This is a genomic window from Paenibacillus sp. 1182, from assembly GCF_017833915.1.
Classification (GTDB): Bacteria; Bacillota; Bacilli; order Paenibacillales; family Paenibacillaceae; genus Paenibacillus; species Paenibacillus polymyxa_D.
Genome location: NZ_JAFICR010000002.1, coordinates 418003 through 439553 on the forward strand (window position 1 = coordinate 418003; position 21551 = coordinate 439553).

Below are 21551 nucleotides of genomic sequence, written 5' to 3' on the forward strand. Positions count from 1 at the left end.
TTTGCATGCAAAGCGGGGAATCCATATTCCCTGCTTTTTTCTTGTGTAGTTTTTGTGCATAAGGTAAACATAAGCTGCTTTTGCCAAATAAATAGGCCTTCCGAAGCATGTCTTCCCGCCAAACCGCGAATATATAGGCACGCTCCTCATATAATGTACCAAACTATCCACAGTAGGGAGGCGGGAGCGTGCACGATTACATCAAGGAACGGACCATCAAAATCGGTCGCTGTATCGTGGAAACAAGGAATACGGTCCGTACGATTGCCAAGGAATTTGGTGTCTCCAAGAGCACGGTGCATAAAGATCTGACCGAACGGCTGCCTGAAATCAACCCGGATCTTGCCGATCAGGTGAAGCACATTCTTGAATACCATAAATCCATCCGCCATCTGCGGGGGGGAGAAGCCACGAAAATTAAGTACAAAAAAACGAGTGGCAAACGAAGGGAAATTCTCGTTTCCGGCAAGTCCTAAAAATATATAGTGAATTGGCTGGCAAAGCCATTGAATCAACCCCCTGAAGTATGATATGTTAAAAGATGGTACAAGACGAAAAATGACATGTAACCGTAGGTTTATACATATATTTGCCGCTTCTTGTCGAATCTTAGCTTTTTAAAATATCACTTTGGGGGCCTTTTTAATATGTTCAGTAATGATATCGGTATCGACCTCGGTACGGCCAACGTGCTTATCCACGTCAAAGGGAAGGGGGTTGTTCTTGACGAACCTTCCGTTGTCGCGATAGAAAGCGATACAAAAAGAGTCCTGGCTGTCGGAGAGGAAGCGCGCCGTATGGTGGGACGTACTCCTGGTAATATCATAGCCATCCGTCCATTACGTGATGGTGTCATCGCCGATTTTGAAGTAACAGAAGCGATGTTAAAATATTTTATCAATCGGGTGGGGGGGAAAAGCTGGTACAGCCACCCTCGTATTCTAATTTGTGCGCCAACGAACATTACCTCAGTGGAGCAAAAAGCGATTCGTGAAGCGGCGGAACGTAGCGGGGCCAAGGAAGTATTTTTGGAGGAAGAGCCAAAAGCGGCTGCCATTGGAGCAGGAATGGATATTTTTGAGCCTAGCGGCAACATGGTAGTGGATATTGGTGGCGGAACGACTGACGTTGCAGTCCTCTCTATGGGGGATGTCGTAACAGCTTCTTCCATTAAAATGGCAGGGGACAAATTTGATACAGCCATCATGAAATATGTAAAAACGAAGTACAAGCTTCTGATCGGAGAACGTACGGCTGAAGATATCAAGATTGCTATCGGAACTGTGCATCCGAGTGGACGTCGTGCAGAGATGGACATCCGTGGACGGGATATGGTATCCGGATTGCCCAAAACGTTAAGTATATCTGCAGATGAAGTGCAGGATGCACTTAGAGATCCTGTGTCAGCGATTGTTGCTGCGGCCAAGTTTGTATTGGAGCAGACCCCACCGGAACTGTCAGCTGATATTATTGACCGTGGTGTTATTTTGACTGGTGGCGGTGCCTTGCTTAGCGGATTGGACGAGCTACTTGCTGAAGAACTGCGCGTTCCCGTACTGGTTGCCGAAGATCCGATGCATTGTGTTGTTAAAGGTACAGGAATTATGCTAGATAATTTGGATCATGTGGTTAAGAAAAAGTTCTAATCTGCCGATAGTGACTATAAGAGACTCGTGTGCGGTCAGGCAGGTTGCCTAGCATTTTGGCCTTCGTGCCTCCGCGCGAGCATATGATTTTAGCAGAGTATAGGATTGGGGTGCACGTTACATGTTGAGAGGTTTATATACTGCGGCCGCCGGATTGATGACACAACAACGACGCCATGACACCGTGACGCAAAATATTGCTAATATGAATACGACGGGATACAAACAGGAGAACAGTGTTCAGCGTTCTTTCCCCGAAATGCTTATTTCCATGACGGGTGGTAACCCTGATAACCCGGACCGTACGGTCGGCAAGCTCAATACTGGCGTTTTTGCTGAGGAAAGCCTCTCCCCTTACATTCAGGGAGCATTAAAGGACAGTGGACAAGCGACGGATTTTGCGATACAGTCCAATATTAATGTGAACGACCCAGCTACTGGTCAACCTATGGCTTTTGATCAGGCGGGAAAATTCATCAATGCTAACGGTGAAGTCACCTACCGTCCAGAAGCGTTTTTTTCGGTGCGGGACAGTAATGGTAATGTTCGTTATACACGTGACGGGCATTTTCAAGTAAATGGAGCGGGAGCATTGCTTTCATCGACTGGCTCAGCGGTGCTGGATACGAATGGAAAACCAATTCAATTGACCGGGGCTGTCTCAGCGCTTAAAGTAAATGAGCGGGGCGAATTGGTAGATAGCCAGTCCAACCAGACGTTGGGGACGACGCTCGGTATTAGTGTCATTGATCGTCCGTATCAGCTCGTTCGTGAGGGTAATGGGAATTTCCGCCTGAATGATACTGATGGTGCTACAGCTAGAATGATGACCGCTAATGATGCTGTATCCGTTCGTCAAGGTTACCTGGAGGTATCTAATGTAGATGCTTCACAGTCAATGGTGGATATGATGGCTGCGTTAAGAGCGTACGAAGCGAATCAGAAGGTAATTCAATTTTATGATAAAAGCTTGGACAAGGCCGTTAATGAAGTAGGCCGTGTATAACAGGGGGTAAGTGATGAACAACTCCATGATTGGTGCAATGGTATCTATGGCCAGTGTGCAGCAGCGTTTGGATTTAATTGCCGATAATATTGCCAATGTCAATACAGTTGGTTATAAGAGTAAACAGGGTTCCTTTGAAGATGTATTGGCCAATGTGAAACAACAGCCTTCAACGTATCTCCAAAATGGACGGGCCATGCCGCTCGGTTATAATTTGGGCTACGGAGTTAAAACGGCCGCAATCATGAAAAATATGGAGCAAGGTCCGCTCAAGGAGACGGGACTTCCTACTGATCTGGCGATCCAGGGTAATGCCATGTTTGAAGTTCAGGGAAATGGGCAAAAAGCTTGGACCCGTGATGGTAGCTTTCATTTTATTCCTGATCCGAGTGATAGTGCGACGATGATGTTGACCACTGCTGAAGGCTACTCCGTGCTAGATAACAATGATGTTCCTGTGACTGCTCCAGCGGGTTCCAAGGTGGCTATTAACTCGGATGGCGAATTGCTGATTCGTGCTAATGGAACTGGGATTCCGACAGTTGGTCAGAGAATCAAGCTAATGGATGTACAGCGTCCAGAAGGACTGGAACAGCGGGATGATAACCTGTTCGTGTTGTTGAATGGTGTAACAGAGGCAAATGTATTCGGAGCTGCAGGTGTGGCAGGTGCTGTTCCAGCGGACGTATCTGTGCGTTCCGGTTATCTCGAGGAATCTAATGTGGATTTAGCGGGCGAAATGACGGATATGATGCAAGTTCAGCGGATGTATCAAATGGCGGCACGGGCATTAACTTCTAGCGATACGATGATGAACATGGCCAACAATCTGAGGGCTTAAGGATTTGGTGATGAAAGAAGAACAATCTGATTCCCGTCCGGTGCCTGTAAAGACGAAGTCCCGCTGGCGTACTGCTCGTTATTTCATAGTTCCGTTGCTGCTCCTGTTATCGCTGTTAGGCGGCTTAATTGCAGGATATGTAATTGTAGGTAAGCAAGGGTTGTCAGGCGTATTTGAATGGAGAACCTGGCAGCATGTCATTGATCTTATTTTTGCGCCTTAAGTTTACTTTAAAAGAGTGGGGTGGCGGGAAAAGCCCGCTCCGCTGCTACCCGCCATTAGTGCCACTCTTATTAAAATAAACCCCCCGCCATTGTGTGGGGAGTATAGCATAACAAAACCCTGTGCCAGTGGCGCAGGGTTTTGTTATGCTTTTAAGGGAGAGGCCTCCAGCGTAGCGCGTGTGGAACGTAGCCAATGAAGCCATCGCAGGGGGCTTCGATTTTATTTCGTCCTTCACGGCAAGCGAGCATTATCGAAGCGAGGCTTTCCTTTTGAGCCAAAAGTAACTCGGCGGAGGGGTTTATTTGAATCTGGAGAAGCGATAGCGTTCGCCTTTGCCCCTAAATTTTAACCTTGCAGGTTTTATAAAATGAGAAAATTTAGGGACAACAGCGATCGGAAGATCAAATAAATCGTGCAGCCCCTCCTCCTTTGCTCAATTGAATCTCCGCTTCACCCCATAATAGGAGCACCCAATATGGTACTTCCGCGTAATTTTCTTTTTGCATCTGATAACTGTATAATGATGGGGAAGTTTATAACACTGCGGGGTAAAACCAAGCACGGGCAAAAGGGCTTCTTCGCGCCTCAGGTTGCATAACCGGCGGAAAAAGCCCCTTATCTCAACCTCCACTTCTGCAGTAGGTGAAGGATATCTAACATTGTTGCCGCCAAGAGCTGTTTTTATACAGCGTAGGCGGGGTAATATTATGCTTGCAGTAACTCATGATTGATACAGAGTCAGACCTGCAAGCGGGAGGAGTTATTAAGGTAAATGGACAAATTGCAATTGGATGTTAATCAAATTCAGGAGATTATCCCACATCGAGCGCCATTTTTATTGGTGGATCGTATTATTGAGCTGGAGGAAGGGAAAAGAGCAGTAGGCATTAAAAATGTAACGATGAATGAGCCTCATTTCATTGGACATTTTCCGGGGTATCCCGTTATGCCTGGTGTGTTGATTACCGAAGCACTGGCTCAAGTTGGGGCAGTGGCATTACTGCACCTAGAGAGCAATCGTGGCAAAATCGGGTTCTTGGCAGGATTGGATGGTTTCCGTTTCCGTGGGCAGGTGGTTCCTGGGGATACGCTGACGCTTGAAGTGGAAATCACTCGTTCCAAAGGCGCATTTGGCAAAGGGAAAGCTACGGCTAAAGTAGGCGATACGGTAGTAGCTGAGGGCGAAATTATGTTTGCTCTATCTGACCCTCCCCAATAAATAAAGCTCTGCCAACATAAGCACGAGGTCTGAACCGAGTGCAAGTGTACATAGAAATCCTGTTTTGATAAACCAAAAATGGAGAGGGGAAATTCCGTATGACGCAGTTGAGTAAAAAAGCATTAGAAGGCATTGAGAGCTGGCTGCAAGACCCTTATATTGATGAAGAAACCAAACAGGAGTTGCGCGCATTGGAAGGCAACGAGCAGGAACTGGAGGATCGCTTTTACAAAGAGCTGGAATTTGGCACAGGCGGTCTGCGTGGAGTGATCGGAGCAGGGAGTAACCGGATGAACCGTTACGTCATTGGACGTGCGACTCAAGGGCTGGCTCGCTATATTTTAGAACAGCATGCTGGTAAAGAAGGCAAACCTTCGGTTGTCATTGCGCATGATTCGCGTCATTTTTCACCAGAATTTGCACTGGATGCAGCTTTGGTGCTGGCGGGCAATGGTATCGTGGCTAAATTGTTCCCTTCCTTGCGTCCAACGCCACAGCTTTCGTTTAGTGTACGTCATTTGGGAGCCAGTGGAGGGATCGTTGTAACAGCCAGTCACAATCCTCCTGAGTATAATGGATACAAGGTATACAACGATGAAGGGGGTCAGCTTGTTCCTGATCAGGCTGAACAGGTAATTAGTTATATCCGTGAGGTTCCTTCTTTTGCTGACATTCGCAGTCTGACACGTGAGGAAGCAGAGGCACAGGGATTGTTGGTTTGGCTTCGAGAAGAGGAAGATGAAGCGTTTGTAGATACGGTAGCCAGTGTGAGTGTGAACCGTGAGCTGATTGCAGCCGGACCAGGCAAAAATTTCAAAGTTGTGTTTACGCCTCTCCATGGCACTGGAAATGTACCGGTTCGTCGCGTACTGGAGAAAATCGGTTTTGAACAGGTGCATATTGTGCCTGAGCAAGAGCTGCCAGATGCTGAATTTTCGACTGTTAAGTCGCCAAACCCAGAAGAACGCGATGCGTTTAAACTGGCAATTGCGCTGGGTGAGAAAATTGGTGCAGATCTGTTGATCGGAACAGACCCTGATGCTGACCGTATGGGTGCAGTTGTGAAAAACCGTGATGGCGAATATGTAGTATTGTCCGGTAATCAGTCTGGTGCGATCATGGTTTACTACTTGTTGAATCAGCTGAAAGAAACAGGCAAGCTTCCGAATAATGGGGCTGTTATCAAAACCATCGTAACCAGCGAAATGGGTGCAGTCATTGCTGAACATTTTGGAGCAACCGTGTTTAACACGCTAACTGGCTTCAAGTATATTGGCGAGAAAATGAACCAGTTTGACCAAACTGGCGAGTACACCTACTTGTTTGGCTATGAAGAGAGCTATGGTTATTTGGCAGGTAATTATGCTCGCGATAAGGATGCTGTCTTGGCGGCTATGCTGATCGCTGAAGCTGCTGCTTATTACAGCACACAAGGTAAGACGCTCTATGATGTTTTACAAGAGCTGTACGAGCAGTTTGGCTACTTCCTTGAGAAGCTGGAGTCTCGTACTCTTAAGGGTAAGGATGGAGTGGCACAGATTCAGGGCAAAATGACCGATTGGCGTAGCAACGCGCCTCAAGAGATTGCAGGCGTGAAGGTAGATAAGGTACTGGACTACTCACAAGGTCTGGACGGTCTTCCTCAGGAAAATGTACTCAAATTCTTACTGGAGGACGGTTCGTGGTTTTGCCTGCGCCCTTCGGGAACAGAGCCGAAAATCAAAGTATACTTTGCGGTACGCGGTTCCTCGCTGTCAGACGCGGAGCAAAGAATCAGCCACCTGGTCGATGCTGTTATGGCTCGCGTAGACGCTTGAGAAAAATCCCTTTATAATAGAATAGGTTAAGGTAATTGGATAAGATATAGTAATCGGTGACCTCTCACGGCAAAGGGCAGTACGCCGTGGAGGTCATTTCTGTATTGCAGAATAACCTGGAAGAGGCTTTGGGAAAATAGGCTTATTCCGGCAACGGAGGATTTTGCAAAATTCAATGAGTGACCTACCAAAAGGTTGAGTACGACAAGGTGGGCAGCATTGAATTTTGCAAAATCCCGAATATTAAGGAGGTTCTTTGGTGTATCAGAAATGGCAGTATTGGAATACGGCTTCTCGAAAATGGTTATGGATTTTGGTGGCTGTCGGCTTGCTGGCTTCCATTCCAGTCATCGCCGATCGTGTGAAGACAGAATCCTCGAGTAAAAAAGTAGAGATTGTATTCGATTATCGGGATTTGACGGAGGCAGCCTCGTATCAGGCTCATCCGCAGGACTATCTGAATGAGCAGCTTGACCGCTTACAGCAAGCGGGTGTGAACAGCATGGCGATGTATGAAAGTACGTTGGATGATTTCCGTAAAGCGGGCCGTGTCGTAACCTATACGACTCAGAACGTTGCCGATATGGAAAAACGGCTTTCACCTGCAAATGAGAATTTTACGTATATTGTTTTTGCTGACAAAGAAAATGCGGAGGCATTAAAGCCGTTAATTTTACGTACGTTTACAAGCCTGGACATCAATGTAAAACCTTGGACTTATCAGGGACAGGAAGGGTTAGTTGTGGAAACATCTCCAGAGGATGCGTACCTCAAGCCCATGCAGCCTGACCCGATTGCGATGAAGCAGCTTCGGAGCAAAGGATTTTTTATTGTTCCACGGATGAGCGACAGTCTTCCTTATAACCAGGAGTTGACAGAAGAGATGCTTGCTTCTTTTCAGCAGAATGGTGTAAAACGCATTTTGTTTGAAGGTGATTCAGTCAAAGGCTTCACCGATAACGAGAAAGAGCATAGCTTAGCGGCATTTGCTAAATTGCTGAACAAATACGATATTGGCCTAGCTGCTATCGAAAACTTAAAAAAACCGCAAGCAGGCTTCAATAAGCTCGCTTACGATATCCACTATAACGTTGTGCGTTTATACTCATTGAGCGATAAAGATGCAACGCTCGATGTGGAAACGTTGGCCGATCGTTTTGCTCTGGCTACCAAGGATCGTAATATTCGCATGTTGTATCTGAATACCGCGCCTAGCCGTAGTATTGCTGAAGCCAAGGTGAAGGATTCGGTAGATAACCTGATCCACAGCTTGGACAAGCCGGGTAACGCTGTACAACGGATGGAGAAAAAGGGGTTTGAACTCGGACAGGCTGAACCATTCCAAGTAGTCGATTCGTCCATTCAGCGCTATCTGAAAATGATTGTCGTACTAGGTGCACTGGCATTCTTCTCCATTATGGTGTCCTATTTCGTCCCGGCATTGACTTTGCTGGCATTTGCACTCGGTTTGGTAGGTTCAGCAGGACTTTATGTTTTGAACTCCAGCTTGATGGAGCAAGGTCTAGCCCTACTCGCGGCGATTAGCGGACCAACGGTTGCAATGATCATTGCTGTGCACACGATTAGAATTAAACGTGAACAGGGATCTGAACTTTCTGCAGGTCAGCGTTTGGTTCAAACGCTTATACTGTACGTACGGACAGCGATTTTGTCGCTGGCTGCAGTACCATTTGTTATTGCTCTGTTGAATAGTATTGCTTACAGCCTTGTGCTGAACCAATTCAGAGGTGTAAGCTTGCTTCACATTCTGCCGATCTTCTTGGCAGCGATATATATTTTCTTTTATCGTGGCGTTTCTATACGAGAGGAAATTTCCAAGCTGCTACGTACGCCGATTACTGTATTGTGGGTGATCGCATTGGCTGTTATCGCAGCCGCAGGTTATTACTATTTGACTCGTACTGGAAATGCGGGCACAGTGTCGAACACGGAGCTGGCATTCCGGAACTTCCTTGAAAATGCGTTTGGTGTACGTCCACGCAATAAGGAATTTTTGATGGCTCACCCACTGTTTATTGCAGGAGCGTTCCTGAGTTTGAAATATCGCAAAGCAATCTATTTGCTGATTATAGCTGCTATTGGTCAAGCCTCTATGGTGGATACCTTTGCTCACATTCACTCTCCAGCGGCACTGTCGCTTAGTCGCGGGCTGTTAGGATTGGGCTTCGGTCTGGTGCTGGGAATCATCGCAATTGTCGTGTGGCAAGTGCTGGAAGGGTGTTGGAAGAAATGGTCACCACAGCTCAAACGATAATCATCTCGGGTTATTACGGCTTTCACAATAGTGGGGATGAGGCGGTGCTCAAGTCGATTTTGACAGCTTTAGAGGAGGAGAGCCGTCAGGCGGGTATCACGGTCAAGCCTGTTGTTCTATCTTCTGACCCTGCTTGGACACAGAAAATGTACGGAGTAGAAGCTGTACCGCGGATGAGTTTGGGGGAAGTTCGTAGAGCGATTAAAAACAGCGATGGGCTAATAAGTGGCGGCGGGAGTCTGCTCCAGGATGCAACAAGCCCTAAAAGTATTCCGTATTATCTGGCGATTCTGAAACTGGCCCAATGGGCTGGAAAGCCGACTTTTGTATATGCTCAGGGCATTGGTCCGGTACAACGGAAGATATTTTATCCTATGATCCGTTCTGTGTTTCAGCGCTGTGAATATGTTTCTGTAAGAGATGAGCAGTCTGCCGCACTACTGGATACTATGAAACTAAAGAACCCGGTTGTCGAAGTTGTTCCTGATCCGGTAATGGGGCTTCCATTGCCCCGAGGTTCCGAGCTGCATAAAGCAGCAACTGAGACTGATCAGGATCAACCTCCGATCGTTGGCGTATCTGTACGTTACTGGGATAAGGAACGCCGCGATTTGAAGGCAATCGCGGAGGGCTTAAAAAAATTAGCTGCTGAGCGCCGTGTACACTTACGCTTTTTACCTTTCCATCTGCCTGATGACGAGCAGGCTTCAAGGATGGTAATGGATTTGTTGGGGGATATTAGGGGGACGGGAAGCATTGTAAGCATGTGTGATCAAGTCACCGATCCTCAACAGATGCTTTTGGAAGTCAGTCGTTGCAGTTTGATGATCGGGATGCGATTACACAGCTTGATCTATGCAGCATCCCATCAGGTGCCTCCGTTGGGGATATCCTATGATCCTAAAATTGATCATTTCCTCAGCCGTGTCGGTAGCCAGCCTGTAGGCACTACAGAGGCACTGGATGGACAAAAACTGGCTAATGAGTCTATGCGGTTGCTGGATCAGCGAAGTCAATGGATCGAGAGCCAGGGAGCGGCCATTGCTTTGTTAAAAAGTGAGGCTCGCTTACCGGCGCAGCATATCGTTAATTACTTGTGTCGCAAAGGATGATGGATACAGTGACAGTTGATAAGGTTACGAATGTGCCTACCGTCCCGATTTTCGGTGTTCCGGTATCAAGGCTTAATATGAAAGATACATTAAATGTATTAATTCAAGCAGTGGAGTCTCGCCGGCCCCATCAAGTGATCACTGCCAATCCGATAATGGTAATGGCAGCATTGGAAGATCCAGTGTACATGAACGTTATGAAACAGGCGGAGCTGATTGTCCCGGATGGGACCGGCGTAGTGTGGGCTGCAAACTATGTAGGACATCCTGTACCTGAGCGTGTAGCGGGCTTTGACTTGTTACATGAATTACTTGCAGCTGGCGAAAACTATCATTGGAAGGTTTATTTACTGGGATCAACATCTGAGGTGATTCAAGCGACCGCAAAGCGGGTACATGAGCTTTATCCCGCAATTACGGTTTGTGGCAAGCGTGATGGTTTTTTTGGACCAAAAGAGGATGAAGCCGTAATTGCAGCTATTCGTGAAGCAAATCCTGATTTATTGTTTGTAGCACGTGGAGCGGACACACAGGAACCCTGGATTGGTAAATATAAGGAAAAGTTGGGTGTACCGGTGATGATGGGGGTTGGCGGCAGCTTCGATGTTATATCAGGCAGAACCAAACGCGCACCTAAATTGTTTCAAAAGCTACGGGCTGAATGGTTATATAGACTCCTCAAAGAGCCAAGCCGTTACAAAAGAATGCTTGCGCTGCCGAAATTCGCCGCGAAAGTGATGCGCGAAAAAGAAAACGTCACAAAAGTGTGATAAATAGCTTGAATCTGCCTCCAAAACCCGCTAATTTGCCAGAATATGAAGCTTGGTATTTATTTTTGATCAGAGTATAATTCAATGCGGTTACATCTGAAAAGGGATTGCTTTAAAATTGGGGGTCGAATGATCAAATGTTATTGATCTATATTATTGGGTTCATCATGGCACTGGGACTTGCGCTGTTACTGACACCGCTCGTCAAGAAATTCGCTGTGAAGGTTGGAGCCGTCGATGTACCGAATGCCCGAAAAGTACATACCCGAATTATGCCGCGTCTTGGCGGACTGGGGATTTTCTTGGCATTTCTGTTGTCCTTATTGGCGGTGTTACCTTTTGTGCCTGACGGAATGCTGTCCTCTCGGGATATTAACTTTATCGCAGCCTTTCTGATTGGCGGTACGCTGATTACACTGATTGGTGCTCTCGATGATCGTTTCGATCTCAATGCAAAATTGAAATTTTTGGCTCAAATTGCCGTTGCGTGTATGGTCGTGTTTGCTTTTGATATTCGTGTAGATTTTGTAAATGTACCTTTTCAGGATGCATACTCATCTTTGGAAAGCTGGATTTCCATTCCACTTACGATTTTTTGGATCGTAGGTGTAACGAATGCCATCAATTTGATTGACGGTCTGGATGGACTGGCTGCAGGTGTCTCAGGCATTGCGATTGGAACTATTTTTGTGATGTCGATATTGATGGGTAATTACATGGTAGCTATGCTTTGTCTTGTGCTGCTGGGCAGTATTATCGGATTCCTATTTTTTAACTTTCATCCTGCAAAAATATTTATGGGTGATACAGGGTCATTATTTTTAGGTTTCTGTCTGGCCATGCTATCCATGCTTGGTTTCAAGCAAATTGCTATCGTATCTTTTATTACGCCATTGATTATTATCGGTGTACCATTGTCAGATACATTCTTTGCTATCATTCGTCGCAAGTTGCAGAAAAAACCGATTTTCTCTCCGGATAAAGGTCATTTGCATCACTGCTTACGCGAACTAGGTTTCAGTCACAGACAGACGGTGTTGATTATCTACGGTATTGCTGCATTTTTCGGTGTATTGGCCGTGATTCAATCGTCTGCTGCGCTTAATGAAGCGAACTGGGTCACCTTTGTCGTGATTTGTATTATGATGTTCTTCCTACAGATCGGTGCAGAGGTTATTGGTCTTGTTGGCAAAACCAAACGCCCAGTTATTAACACACTGATTCGGTTGTTGGCTAAGCCAGATTCCCAGACGCGTTCGAAATTATAATTTTAATTTAAAAGTAAGCCTTCAAGCTTGGCGGTATACCGCGGGTTTGGAGGCTTTTTTGATGTTTGCTGTAAAAAAACTCCCTCCTTTTTTGAGAATTTACTAATTTTTTGTATGTTTACTACCGATAAAAAAAGTATTGAATGATTACGTACCCCAAGGTGCGACAGAATCAAAGGAGGACAATGATTTGAAACGATTGCTATCCATGTTGCTGACGGTTGGTCTCATCATTGGCTTGGTGCCGGCGGCCCTGGTAGGTACGGCTCATGCTGCGACAGGAACTTATTTCATTTTTCCAAATGAGAAGTATGATGCGGATTCGGCCAGATCGGTGAACACCGACCGTATTACAGTTAACGGTACGATTAACGGAGTGAACGGAAGCACGATATCATATAGTGTATTCCAGCTCTCTAAAAATGGAACGACCCTTAATGTGGTGAATAAAAATGAGAGTCAAAAAGGCGGAATTACGGTCAGTGGCTCTACACTTCAAATTACAGACATCAAACTGTTTCCTGGTTTGAACCGAATTACATTCCAAAGTAGCCAAAACTCGGCTGAGATGAAGGATTCTATTTACGTAGAGTACCAGGATGGACCCAAGGTTTATGATCTGTCTGCTACGCTGAATGGTGAAACAGAGCAATTAGTAGAGAACCAGACAGCTGTGTTAACAGACGCTCGCAATAGCGGTACGGATGATGTTAAAGTAGTCATTCAAGGTACGGCGCCTAATGCCGACAGTGTAACGCTTACGTCTGCAAAAAGCAGTAATACGTATACAGTTAACTCTTATACCGCATATAAATTAACAGGTAGTGTGGTACTCAGTCCGGGTAAAAATATAGTGAATATTAAAGTGAATAACGGAACTCAGGCTCTTACAGTTACACGTGAAATTACGATTTATACGGGAAAACCGGAATTCTCTGATTTGACCTTGAACAAGGATGGGAATGTTTCTGCCGATCTGACCACTTCGCCTGACTTTACCGTATCGTCTACAAGTGGTTTGGTTTTAAAAGGTAATGTTTTGGTGCCAGGCGGTCCAACCGATCCAGGAGTTGCCACAATCAATGCGCGTTTTACCGATGTGAGTAACAATGGTAGCGCTGTGGGTAGTGCGACTGGAGTTGATGCCACAATTGATACTGCAAATGTGGTTACATCAAATGGTTATAAAGTATATCCATTTCAGGTGACTGTACCTTCAGAAGCTGTTATTGATCATTTGACCAGGGCATCTCTGGGCATAACCTATACGGATAGCAGTACACCTCCAGCTCCATCGGCTGTCCAATTTACATTGCGCAGCAGCACTCAGCCGTATATTGATGATATTAACTATCTTCCTGATTTTAATAATCAATTGTTGAGCAGAATTAAGGGAAGCGGGTCTGATCAAGCAGCTGCTATAGATGAAGCTCTGAAATTAACTGGAAGCTCTATGAAGAACAAGACTACAGATGCTCCATCTGTTCCTGTTGGTATGGAGTTCATCGTTGTTAACGGTGCACCTTCTTCAATTAGTGAACTTTCTGGTGTGTCAGTTCATACTGTAGGATCACCTCAAGATGTGATTCGGACAATCAATGGTAAGTCAACACAAGTGAAGAAAATCGTTGCTTATGTAGACACTTTGCCTAAAGAAGGACAAAACGTACTGAATTTTTACCTGAATGGCGACTCGACCAAATTAATTAAAGCAACGGTGAATCTGTTGCAGGGTCCGTTCATGAAATACGATACGATTTATGATGGGCAACAAATTCCGTTAAATACATCCAGCTCAAACTTGAATACCTATAAATTGACTCAACTGGGCTACTTTAAAGGTAAATTGCTTGATGTGAGCAACGCAGCGGATATTCATTACACTGGAAGTAACCGAAATGTATTCCTGTATGTTAATAATGTATTGGTTGATCTGGATGGTTCAGGAGCGGACTTCAAGCTTGCTGCTTCCTCAGAGACAGCCGCAGCCAATGCCTTGGCGAACGGGAATAATGAAATCAAGTTTGTGTACAAGCCAGGTATTGAGTACAGCAATACGGTAAAAGTAAACTTTACACAGACGAATATTCCAGTAATTCCTGTTCCAAATACACAAGGAATCATCCCTTTTACACCAGTTAGCGGCTTGAGCAATACACCGAAGTATAGCGAAATTGCTCCGAAATCAAAAGATGCTAATTTCACCAAAGTGGATGATACTAACTACAATACATCTCTGAAAAATATCAATGTATTTGGTACTTTCAGTATTGCCGATTTGGGTAAAGCAGATCAGGTAAATGGTTCGTTAAGTGATATTGCCAATAAAGATCAATATATTTTGGAGATTAAGGGATCGGATGACAGTGAATTCAACTGGACGTTGAGTAACGAGTTTTTCTCAGCAGAAGATGCGAAGACAACATACAATTCCGGTTCTACTACAGATAAATTTACTAATAAAGATTTAAAAGACCTGCTTGTGTACTACCATCCGGACAAAAAGTATTTCAGCTTTGTGTTGAAAAACCAAACTATTTCGCAAGATGGAACACCAGTAGCTTATAACATTACCTTGTACAACAGTGGCAAGAGCGGGCCGTTTGCTACTTTCCGACTGCAAGTATCCGGTCAATCCACATCTTTTGATATCTTGCGTCCGCTTCCTGAAAAACGGATCGTGAATCAAAACTTTGTGCAAGTTGTTGTAAACGCAGGTAACGCAGATAGTGTTATGGTAGGTAAGGAAAAAGCGGTTCAAGAAGGATTTGATTCTGACTATGATGGTACTGTTGATTACCCATCAACTTACAAAGCCATCGTTACAGGTCTAAAAGCTAACAAAGATAATAAAATTGATGTAGTGGTTACAGTAGGCAAGGAAAAACTAAAACAAACCATTACTGTTAAATATGTGCCTACAAATATTCCTGGCGAGCAGTACATGGAAGCGATGAAAACATCGCACAAAGTGTTCGATGGTAATCTTACACTTGCTTTTGCAAAGGGAACGAGTCTAATTCGCCGGGATTACGATCAACCACAGCAATTCAAAAACCAGGTTTTCTCTGGGCATACTTTGTATTTTGCGATAGCAAATAGCGAAGATGGTGTGGTAGACCGTCATGAATTTGAAACTGAAAAAGCATTGTCCGATATGCGGAGCTTGATTGCAGACGGAAGTAGATACTTCAACCGGGATTTCCCAAGTCGTTTTACCAAGTCCAGTCCAGTATTCTGGATTGACCCAGGTACCGCAGATGATATCAAAACGGATGCTTACGATCCAGTGACATATGGTGCTGATCCTTATCAATTGGCTAACAAGTCGCAAAATGACAGCAGCAAGATCAAAAACTTCTACTGGCGTGACCCATCTAACGAGTTAGTACCTTCCAAGCGTGCTACATTGACGCTGACGTATGATAGTAGTATTGCTCAAGATGCAGGGAAACAAATGTCGGTGTTCTATTTTGATTCTGATCTTAAAGACTGGCAGAACATTGGTGGTGTGGTGGATCCGAAAAAACACACCATTAAAGTACCGTTTGATCGTTTCGGTTACTATGTAGTTGCTAAAGTTGGAGAAACGTATAGTGATGTCATTAAGCACAAATACGCCAGAGATTACATCGAAGCCATTTTGGCTAAAGGTGTCATGAACCCAATGGATCCAATTAATAGCTTTGGACCTGACAGCTACATTAAAAGAGGCGAATTTACGTCTATGATCGTCAAAGGTCTGCAAATTCCGCTTAATTTCAGCGGAGCGAAGCATTTTGACGACGTGTCTATTCCAAATACGATATCAGCAGATGCGCTCTATGATTATCGTTATATTGAAACAGCTGCACGCGCTGGTATTGTCAAAGGTTCGCAACCAAGAATCTTTATGCCGGAAGATGTAATCACACGCCAAGATGCAGCAGTCATTATCGCTAAGGCATTGAATTTGAAGCTTGAAACAGATCATGACAAGATCATGAAGAATCTGTCTAAGACCTTTAAAGATGCGGACAAAATTGATTACTATGCACAGGCATCTGTGTTGGCTATTGCCAAGAAAGGCTTTATTACGGGTTCACCTGTTGATGCAAGCGATCTGAAAAAAGGATATATGTTTAATCCTACTTCCCTGACCTTGCGTGGAGATGCAGCCATTATTGTAGCTAAAGTTATGGCTGATAAAAAACTGCTTCCTAAAATTTAATCCTTCAACAACCTGAAATTATTAAACATCCCTCCATGAGAAATGGAAATTCCCTTTCATATACATGAGAGGGATGTTTTTTATAAATCAGCTATTTGACTGGAATTAAGGGCCTATGCCATAATATCAAAGAGATGAAAACTTTGGATAAGCACTATGGCTTTTTTCGTTTTAGATTTGCCTTTAATGACTGTTATTAATTGCTTTTTTTTAAGATTTTATCTCAAAATGTGTTTATTATTTTTCTATATGTTTTTTTTTGCGCATTTATCTGAAACTTTACGCCTATTTCATCGTAGTAGAGGATGTGTGTGCTTAAATATTACATAGAGAAGTGAGTGGGGAGTGATGAGATGTCTCAGTTTTCAATACGCCGTCCTGTAACAGTATTTATGTTAATTGTTGCTTTGTTAATCGGGGGCAGTATTTTTGCGTTAAGGCTTCCTGTCGAGTATATGCCAGATATGAAGCTGCCTTACGCTGCAGTGGTGACCAGTATTCCAAATGCAACGCCTACTGAGGTTGAGGAATTGGTTACTAAACCTATTGAAAAGAGTTTGGCTTCTATTGAGAACGTGGATACAATCACGTCCGAGTCTTCAGAAGGATCATCTATGGTCATGATTCAATTTAACTGGGGAGTAGATATGAACCAAGCAACCCTCGACATGAGGGATAAAGTTGATACCGTTAGAGGATCTCTTCCAGACACGGCAAATTCGCCGCGTGTTCTAAAAGTGGACCTCAATGCAACGCCAGTTATTACCCTCGCTTTTACAGGAGACCAGGATATTAACAAGCTGAAGCCTATTGCTGAAGATATTATCGAGCCGCGGCTTGAAAGAATTGCGGGAGTAGCTGCAGCCAACATGTCAGGTGGTCAAGAACGACTCGTAAAGATCACTGTAGATCAGGCCAAGCTTCAAAGCTATGGCATTACGCTGGATCAAATTCGCCAAGCGCTATCGTCTAATAATGTTGCTGGCTCTGCGGGTTCTGTATATCGTGGTAATACACAAATTCAACTTCGAGTTCAAGGTGAATATAAAGCTGTTTCGGAAATGGGCGAAACGCCAATCCCTGTAGGTAAGGGAAGCGTGAAATTGAAGGATATCGCGACAGTTGAAGACTCCGTAGAAGAAGTCACCACTATTTCTACCTATAATGGAAAGCCAAGTATTAATATTTCTGTTACTAAGGCTACTGGTGGAAATACTCTTTCAATCGCTAATTCTGTGAAGGAAAGTTTGGAGTCAATACGGAAGGACCTGCCTCCGGGAACTCAACTGGAGATGGTGACGGATGCTTCCAAACCCATTAGCGATTCCGTACACTCACTAATAGAGCATGCTATATTAGGGCTTATTATCGCAGCCATTGTGCTGCTGTTATTTTTGAATAGTATACGTTCTACTATTATCGCTGCGATCGTTATCCCAATTTCCTTCGTAGCAACGTTTATGATGATGTATTTCACCGGACAAACCATTAATATTATTTCACTGAGCGGTTTGCTTCTGGGGCTAGGATCCTTTGTCGACTTTGCCGTTGTTATTATTGAAAATATCTTTAGGCAACGACATGAAGGGAAAAGTATGCTACAAGGAGCTATTGACGGCTCCAAGCAAGTAGGCAATGCGGTTATGGCATCTGCACTAGCACAGATTGTAGTATTTTTACCTGTTGTCTTTGTTGATGGTATTGCTGGAGTTATGTTTAAACCGTTGGCACTAACTGTTATCTTTTCTCATATAGCAGCCTTGCTCGTATCCCTTATGATTGTGCCGATGCTGGGGTCACGTTGGTTGCCTACCGTACCGGATGAATCTATATATTCTTCAGGTACTTATAAAGGTATTAACCCTATTGTGTGGTTTAATATCGGATTTGAGAAATTTAAGGGTGGCTATCGACGTGTACTGAAGTGGGGCATTAATCATAGAAAATCTGTTTTAATTATTACTGTATTAATGTTTGTGGCAGCTGGGGCTCTGATTTCTATGGTTAAGGCTGAATTTATTCCTGAATCCGACACTGGGGAATTCTCAGTTACAGTGAAACTTCCTAATGGAACAGTTCTAGAGGAAACTGAAAGAGTTGTTCAAGGTATAGAAAAAGAAATTTTGAAAGTTCCTGATCTGGACAAAATGACGGTGACTGTTGGTTCTGGTGGTCTTTCTGGTTATTCAGGGGCGGCTCCATCCAATTCGGCACAACTAAGTGTAACGCTGAAGGATGGCCATCAGGCAACAGATGTTATAGTTGAAGGCCTTCGTAAGAAATTTGATAGTATTCCGGATGCAGAGATTACACTGGCGTCCGCAACAGGTCTTTCGACTGGAGCAGCTGTTAACATTAATCTGAAAGGCGACGATATGGATGTCTTGAGGGAACTCTCCGACAATCTCGTTGCTGGCGTAAAGAACATACCGGGAACGGTCAATGTAAAAAGTTCTTTGAATGCGGTTCGCGAAGAATATGAGATTACTGTTAACCGAGAACTTGCTAGTCAATATGGCTTATCAGCAACCCAAATTTTATCCGCTGTGAACACTTCCTTTAATGGATCTGTTGCAACAAGCTATCGCACAGGTGATGATCAAATCGATGTGAAAATATCTTTGCCAGAGCAGAATCGCCATGACTGGTCCTATCTGAATGCATTACGTATTACCACTTCACAAGGGATTGATGTTCCTTTATCTTCAGTAGCAAGCATTGATAAACGCGCTGTACCGGATAGTGTCACCCGTGAAGACCAGACACGTCAAGTACAGATTTCTGCTGATATTGATGGATCAGGGGACATTCTAACCGTCAAACAGAAAATAGATGCTCTTTTGAAGAGTACTCACTTCCCAGAAGGCTACAGTGCAGATACGGGTGGCGGGCAAACTGAACAAATGATGGAGTCTTTTATAAACTTAGGGATAGCTATTCTGCTATCTGTAGTTCTGATTTATATGGTTATGGCAGGACAGTTTGAATCTCTGCTCACACCGTTTGTTATTATGTTTTCGATTCCGCCTACGTTAATCGGTGTACTTATCGGTCTAGTGGTAACGGGAGCGAGTCTCAGTGTTTCGGCTTTTACCGGTTACATTATGCTCGTCGGTTTGGTCGTAAATAATGCAATTGTCATGATTGATTTCATTATTCAGCTTCGAAAAGAAGGCGAAGATCGAGATGAAGCTATTATTCATGGCGCATCTGAGCGTTTGCGTCCGATTTTGATGACAACGCTGGCTACAGTACTTGCTTTGATTCCTATGGCATTTGCTAAAGGTGACGGTAATGAGACACAAGCTCCTATGGCGGTTGTTGTTGTTTTCGGGTTATCCTTCGCAGCTGTTATTACATTGATTCTTATTCCGGTAGTCTACGTCATCATGGATAATATGATACAAAAACGTAAGAATCGGAAATTAAAAAGACAAGCGAAGAGAGAATTAAAAAAAGAAGCGAAACTACAAAAAAGTGTTCATATATAAGGTGAGGTGGAGAAATATAATGAATAAAAAAAGTGCTCTGATTGCCACAACTTTGCTTTTATCAGTTGCATTAGCTGGTTGCGGTGGGGGAGAGGCCCCTGCCGCACCGACTACGGCGCAGCAAGCCATTCCAGTTCAAGTAGCAAAAGTGGCTAAAGGTAGTATTAACGATTCAACAGGTATTATTGGAAGCTTTGCTCCCAAAGAGACAGCTCAGGTGTCTCCGAAAATTAGTGGTAAAATTCAAAGTATTAACCTTACAGTGGGCCAAAAAGTAAATAAAGGCGACACATTGTTTACTATAGACCAAAAGGACTTGCAAGACTCGATTAAGCAATCCCAGGAGTCTTACCAGGTTGCCCTGGCCAATTTAAAACAAGCAGAGTCAGGTGCAGCGCAATCGGTACAGCAGGCAGAATCCAGCGTGGATCAAGCCAAAAGTGCGCTTGTCCAGCAAGACAACACTATCATCCAAGCTCAGACCAGTCTGGTCGATGCTCAGAGTTCCGTGCGTGATGCTCAAAATACGCTCAACCGCAACCAACAGTTGTTTAGTGCGGGTGCTCTATCTCAATCTGAGTTAGAGCAGTCTCAAATAGCGCATAGAAGGGCTTTAACTGCAGTGGAGAATGCACAGATCACACTTCACAATGCACAAACGTCCAAGCAAAGTGCGCAAACAACATATAGCAATGCTCAAAAATCATTACGTCTTGCCCAACAGAAAACAGGCATTGACGTAGCTCGTGCTTCTGTCAATCAAGCTAAGTCCAGTTTAGACACAGCACGTAGCCAACTGGTGGATACTGTGGTCAAAGCTCCGATTTCCGGTACGATATCGGTAGTAACAGGAACCCAGGGGCAAATGGTTAGTGCACAATCCGCGGTTGCTACAATAGCAAATACCAATCCTATTATTGCTAAAGTTAACGTTTCTGAATCTGAGCTTCTCAAGATGCAGGTGGGTTCATCTGTGACTGTAGGCGTGGACTCGTTAAATAAGCGAATTGAGGCCAAAGTATCGGCTGTCAATCCGGTAATGGATAATGATCTGAAGGCATACCCTGTTGAGGTATCAGTTCCTAATGGTTCTGGCGAATTAAAATCAGGGATGGTTGTAACTGTATACATGAAATCAGAAGCTCCTAAAAACATTTTGGTATCGCAGGATGCCATTACGGAGCAGGCAGGGAAAAAGTATGCTTATGTAGTGGAAGGAACAGTGGCTAAGCGGGTAGAGGTGCAGACAGGCCAGGAAAGTGCCAAACAGGTTGAGGTAACCAAGGGGCTTGCTGAAGGACAAAATGTTGTCGTTAAGGGCGTTAGTCTGCTTACGGATGGCGCGAAGATTAATGTAGTGAAGTAATTTGTCGCGGCTATATTTACGGTAAATCACTGTTACTCCGTTATTTCTACTACTTAAAGTGTATTAGAGTATTAGATTTCAAGGGAATCTATAGACTTTATGTACTTTATATATTCTATGGATAATTCTTAACGAATATACTCCATTAAAGACCGATTAGATGTGCGGAAATAACCCTTGTACATTTAAGGTTGAGGAGGTAAAAGTTGTAGGATGACGGAGGAACAGGATCAAGAGTATAATTATGACTGTGGAAAGCGGAATACATAATTCAAAAAAATAAAATTTTTTTTTTGAAACGGACG

14 protein-coding genes are annotated in these 21551 nt (G+C 44.2%); all 14 read left to right on the forward strand.

Features of this window, described 5'->3' with window-relative positions; all coding sequences use genetic code 11:
* The first annotated feature begins 188 nt into the window (after positions 1-188).
* The 14 genes from spoIIID (at position 189) to JOD82_RS05055 (ending at position 21246) form a co-directional block, all read left to right on the forward strand.
* Positions 189-476 (forward strand): sporulation transcriptional regulator SpoIIID, encoded by a 288-nt coding sequence (gene spoIIID / locus JOD82_RS04990; protein ID WP_007432737.1) that lies wholly within the window; start codon positions 189-191, stop codon positions 474-476.
* 171 nt (positions 477-647) lie between these two features.
* Positions 648-1646 (forward strand): rod shape-determining protein, encoded by a 999-nt coding sequence (mreB, locus tag JOD82_RS04995; RefSeq protein ID WP_023990703.1) that lies wholly within the window; start codon positions 648-650, stop codon positions 1644-1646.
* Positions 1647-1767: 121 nt separating this feature from the next.
* Positions 1768-2652, forward strand: a complete 885-nt coding sequence (locus JOD82_RS05000; protein ID WP_069010009.1) for a flagellar hook-basal body protein — start codon at positions 1768-1770, stop codon at positions 2650-2652.
* A gap of 13 nt (positions 2653-2665) precedes the next feature.
* Positions 2666-3493 (forward strand): flagellar hook-basal body protein, encoded by an 828-nt coding sequence (locus JOD82_RS05005; protein WP_069010008.1) that lies wholly within the window; start codon positions 2666-2668, stop codon positions 3491-3493.
* Between the two features lie 10 nt (positions 3494-3503).
* Entirely contained in the window at positions 3504-3716 is a 213-nt protein-coding gene (locus JOD82_RS05010; RefSeq protein WP_069010007.1) for a DNA-directed RNA polymerase subunit beta, read from the forward strand.
* A 774-nt stretch (positions 3717-4490) separates the two neighbouring features.
* The gene (gene fabZ, locus JOD82_RS05015; RefSeq protein WP_013312312.1) at positions 4491-4937 is read left to right on the forward strand and encodes a 3-hydroxyacyl-ACP dehydratase FabZ; all 447 of its coding nucleotides are present in this window, start codon (positions 4491-4493) and stop codon (positions 4935-4937) included.
* 98 nt (positions 4938-5035) lie between these two features.
* Positions 5036-6754 carry a phospho-sugar mutase gene (locus JOD82_RS05020; RefSeq protein ID WP_069010005.1) on the forward strand — a complete coding sequence of 573 codons (1719 nt, stop codon included), beginning with the start codon at positions 5036-5038 and terminating at the stop codon, positions 6752-6754.
* A 259-nt stretch (positions 6755-7013) separates the two neighbouring features.
* Positions 7014-9029, forward strand: a complete 2016-nt coding sequence (locus JOD82_RS05025) for a DUF5693 family protein (RefSeq protein WP_209947808.1) — start codon at positions 7014-7016, stop codon at positions 9027-9029.
* Complete coding sequence (csaB, locus tag JOD82_RS05030; RefSeq protein ID WP_209947810.1) at positions 9005-10141, forward strand: polysaccharide pyruvyl transferase CsaB; 1137 nt, start codon at positions 9005-9007, stop codon at positions 10139-10141. Before JOD82_RS05025 ends, csaB begins: the two co-directional genes overlap by 25 nt.
* A gap of 8 nt (positions 10142-10149) precedes the next feature.
* Positions 10150-10911, forward strand: a complete 762-nt coding sequence (locus tag JOD82_RS05035) for a WecB/TagA/CpsF family glycosyltransferase (protein ID WP_029514607.1) — start codon at positions 10150-10152, stop codon at positions 10909-10911.
* 137 nt (positions 10912-11048) lie between these two features.
* Positions 11049-12179, forward strand: coding sequence for a glycosyltransferase family 4 protein (locus tag JOD82_RS05040; RefSeq protein WP_029514606.1), 1131 nt, complete (start codon positions 11049-11051; stop codon positions 12177-12179).
* A gap of 190 nt (positions 12180-12369) precedes the next feature.
* Complete coding sequence (locus tag JOD82_RS05045; RefSeq protein ID WP_209947812.1) at positions 12370-16389, forward strand: S-layer homology domain-containing protein; 4020 nt, start codon at positions 12370-12372, stop codon at positions 16387-16389.
* A gap of 353 nt (positions 16390-16742) precedes the next feature.
* Positions 16743-19880 carry an efflux RND transporter permease subunit gene (locus JOD82_RS05050; protein WP_209947814.1) on the forward strand — a complete coding sequence of 1046 codons (3138 nt, stop codon included), beginning with the start codon at positions 16743-16745 and terminating at the stop codon, positions 19878-19880.
* A 19-nt stretch (positions 19881-19899) separates the two neighbouring features.
* On the forward strand, positions 19900-21246 hold the full coding sequence (locus JOD82_RS05055) for an efflux RND transporter periplasmic adaptor subunit (RefSeq protein WP_209947816.1): 1347 nt from the start codon (positions 19900-19902) through the stop codon (positions 21244-21246).
* Positions 21247-21551: the final 305 nt, after the last annotated feature.

Bases quoted from the DNA above. Each gene is read 5' to 3' on its own strand.
- mreB (WP_023990703.1), top strand. From the start codon at position 648: ATGTTCAGTAATGATATCGGTATCGACCTCGGTACGGCCAACGTGCTT.
- JOD82_RS05000 (WP_069010009.1), top strand. From the start codon at position 1,768: ATGTTGAGAGGTTTATATACTGCGGCCGCCGGATTGATGACACAACAA.
- JOD82_RS05005 (WP_069010008.1), top strand. From the start codon at position 2,666: ATGAACAACTCCATGATTGGTGCAATGGTATCTATGGCCAGTGTGCAG.
- JOD82_RS05010 (WP_069010007.1), top strand. From the start codon at position 3,504: ATGAAAGAAGAACAATCTGATTCCCGTCCGGTGCCTGTAAAGACGAAG.
- fabZ (WP_013312312.1), top strand. From the start codon at position 4,491: ATGGACAAATTGCAATTGGATGTTAATCAAATTCAGGAGATTATCCCA.
- JOD82_RS05020 (WP_069010005.1), top strand. From the start codon at position 5,036: ATGACGCAGTTGAGTAAAAAAGCATTAGAAGGCATTGAGAGCTGGCTG.
- csaB (WP_209947810.1), top strand. From the start codon at position 9,005: ATGGTCACCACAGCTCAAACGATAATCATCTCGGGTTATTACGGCTTT.
- JOD82_RS05040 (WP_029514606.1), top strand. From the start codon at position 11,049: ATGTTATTGATCTATATTATTGGGTTCATCATGGCACTGGGACTTGCG.
- JOD82_RS05050 (WP_209947814.1), top strand. From the start codon at position 16,743: ATGTCTCAGTTTTCAATACGCCGTCCTGTAACAGTATTTATGTTAATT.
- JOD82_RS05055 (WP_209947816.1), top strand. From the start codon at position 19,900: ATGAATAAAAAAAGTGCTCTGATTGCCACAACTTTGCTTTTATCAGTT.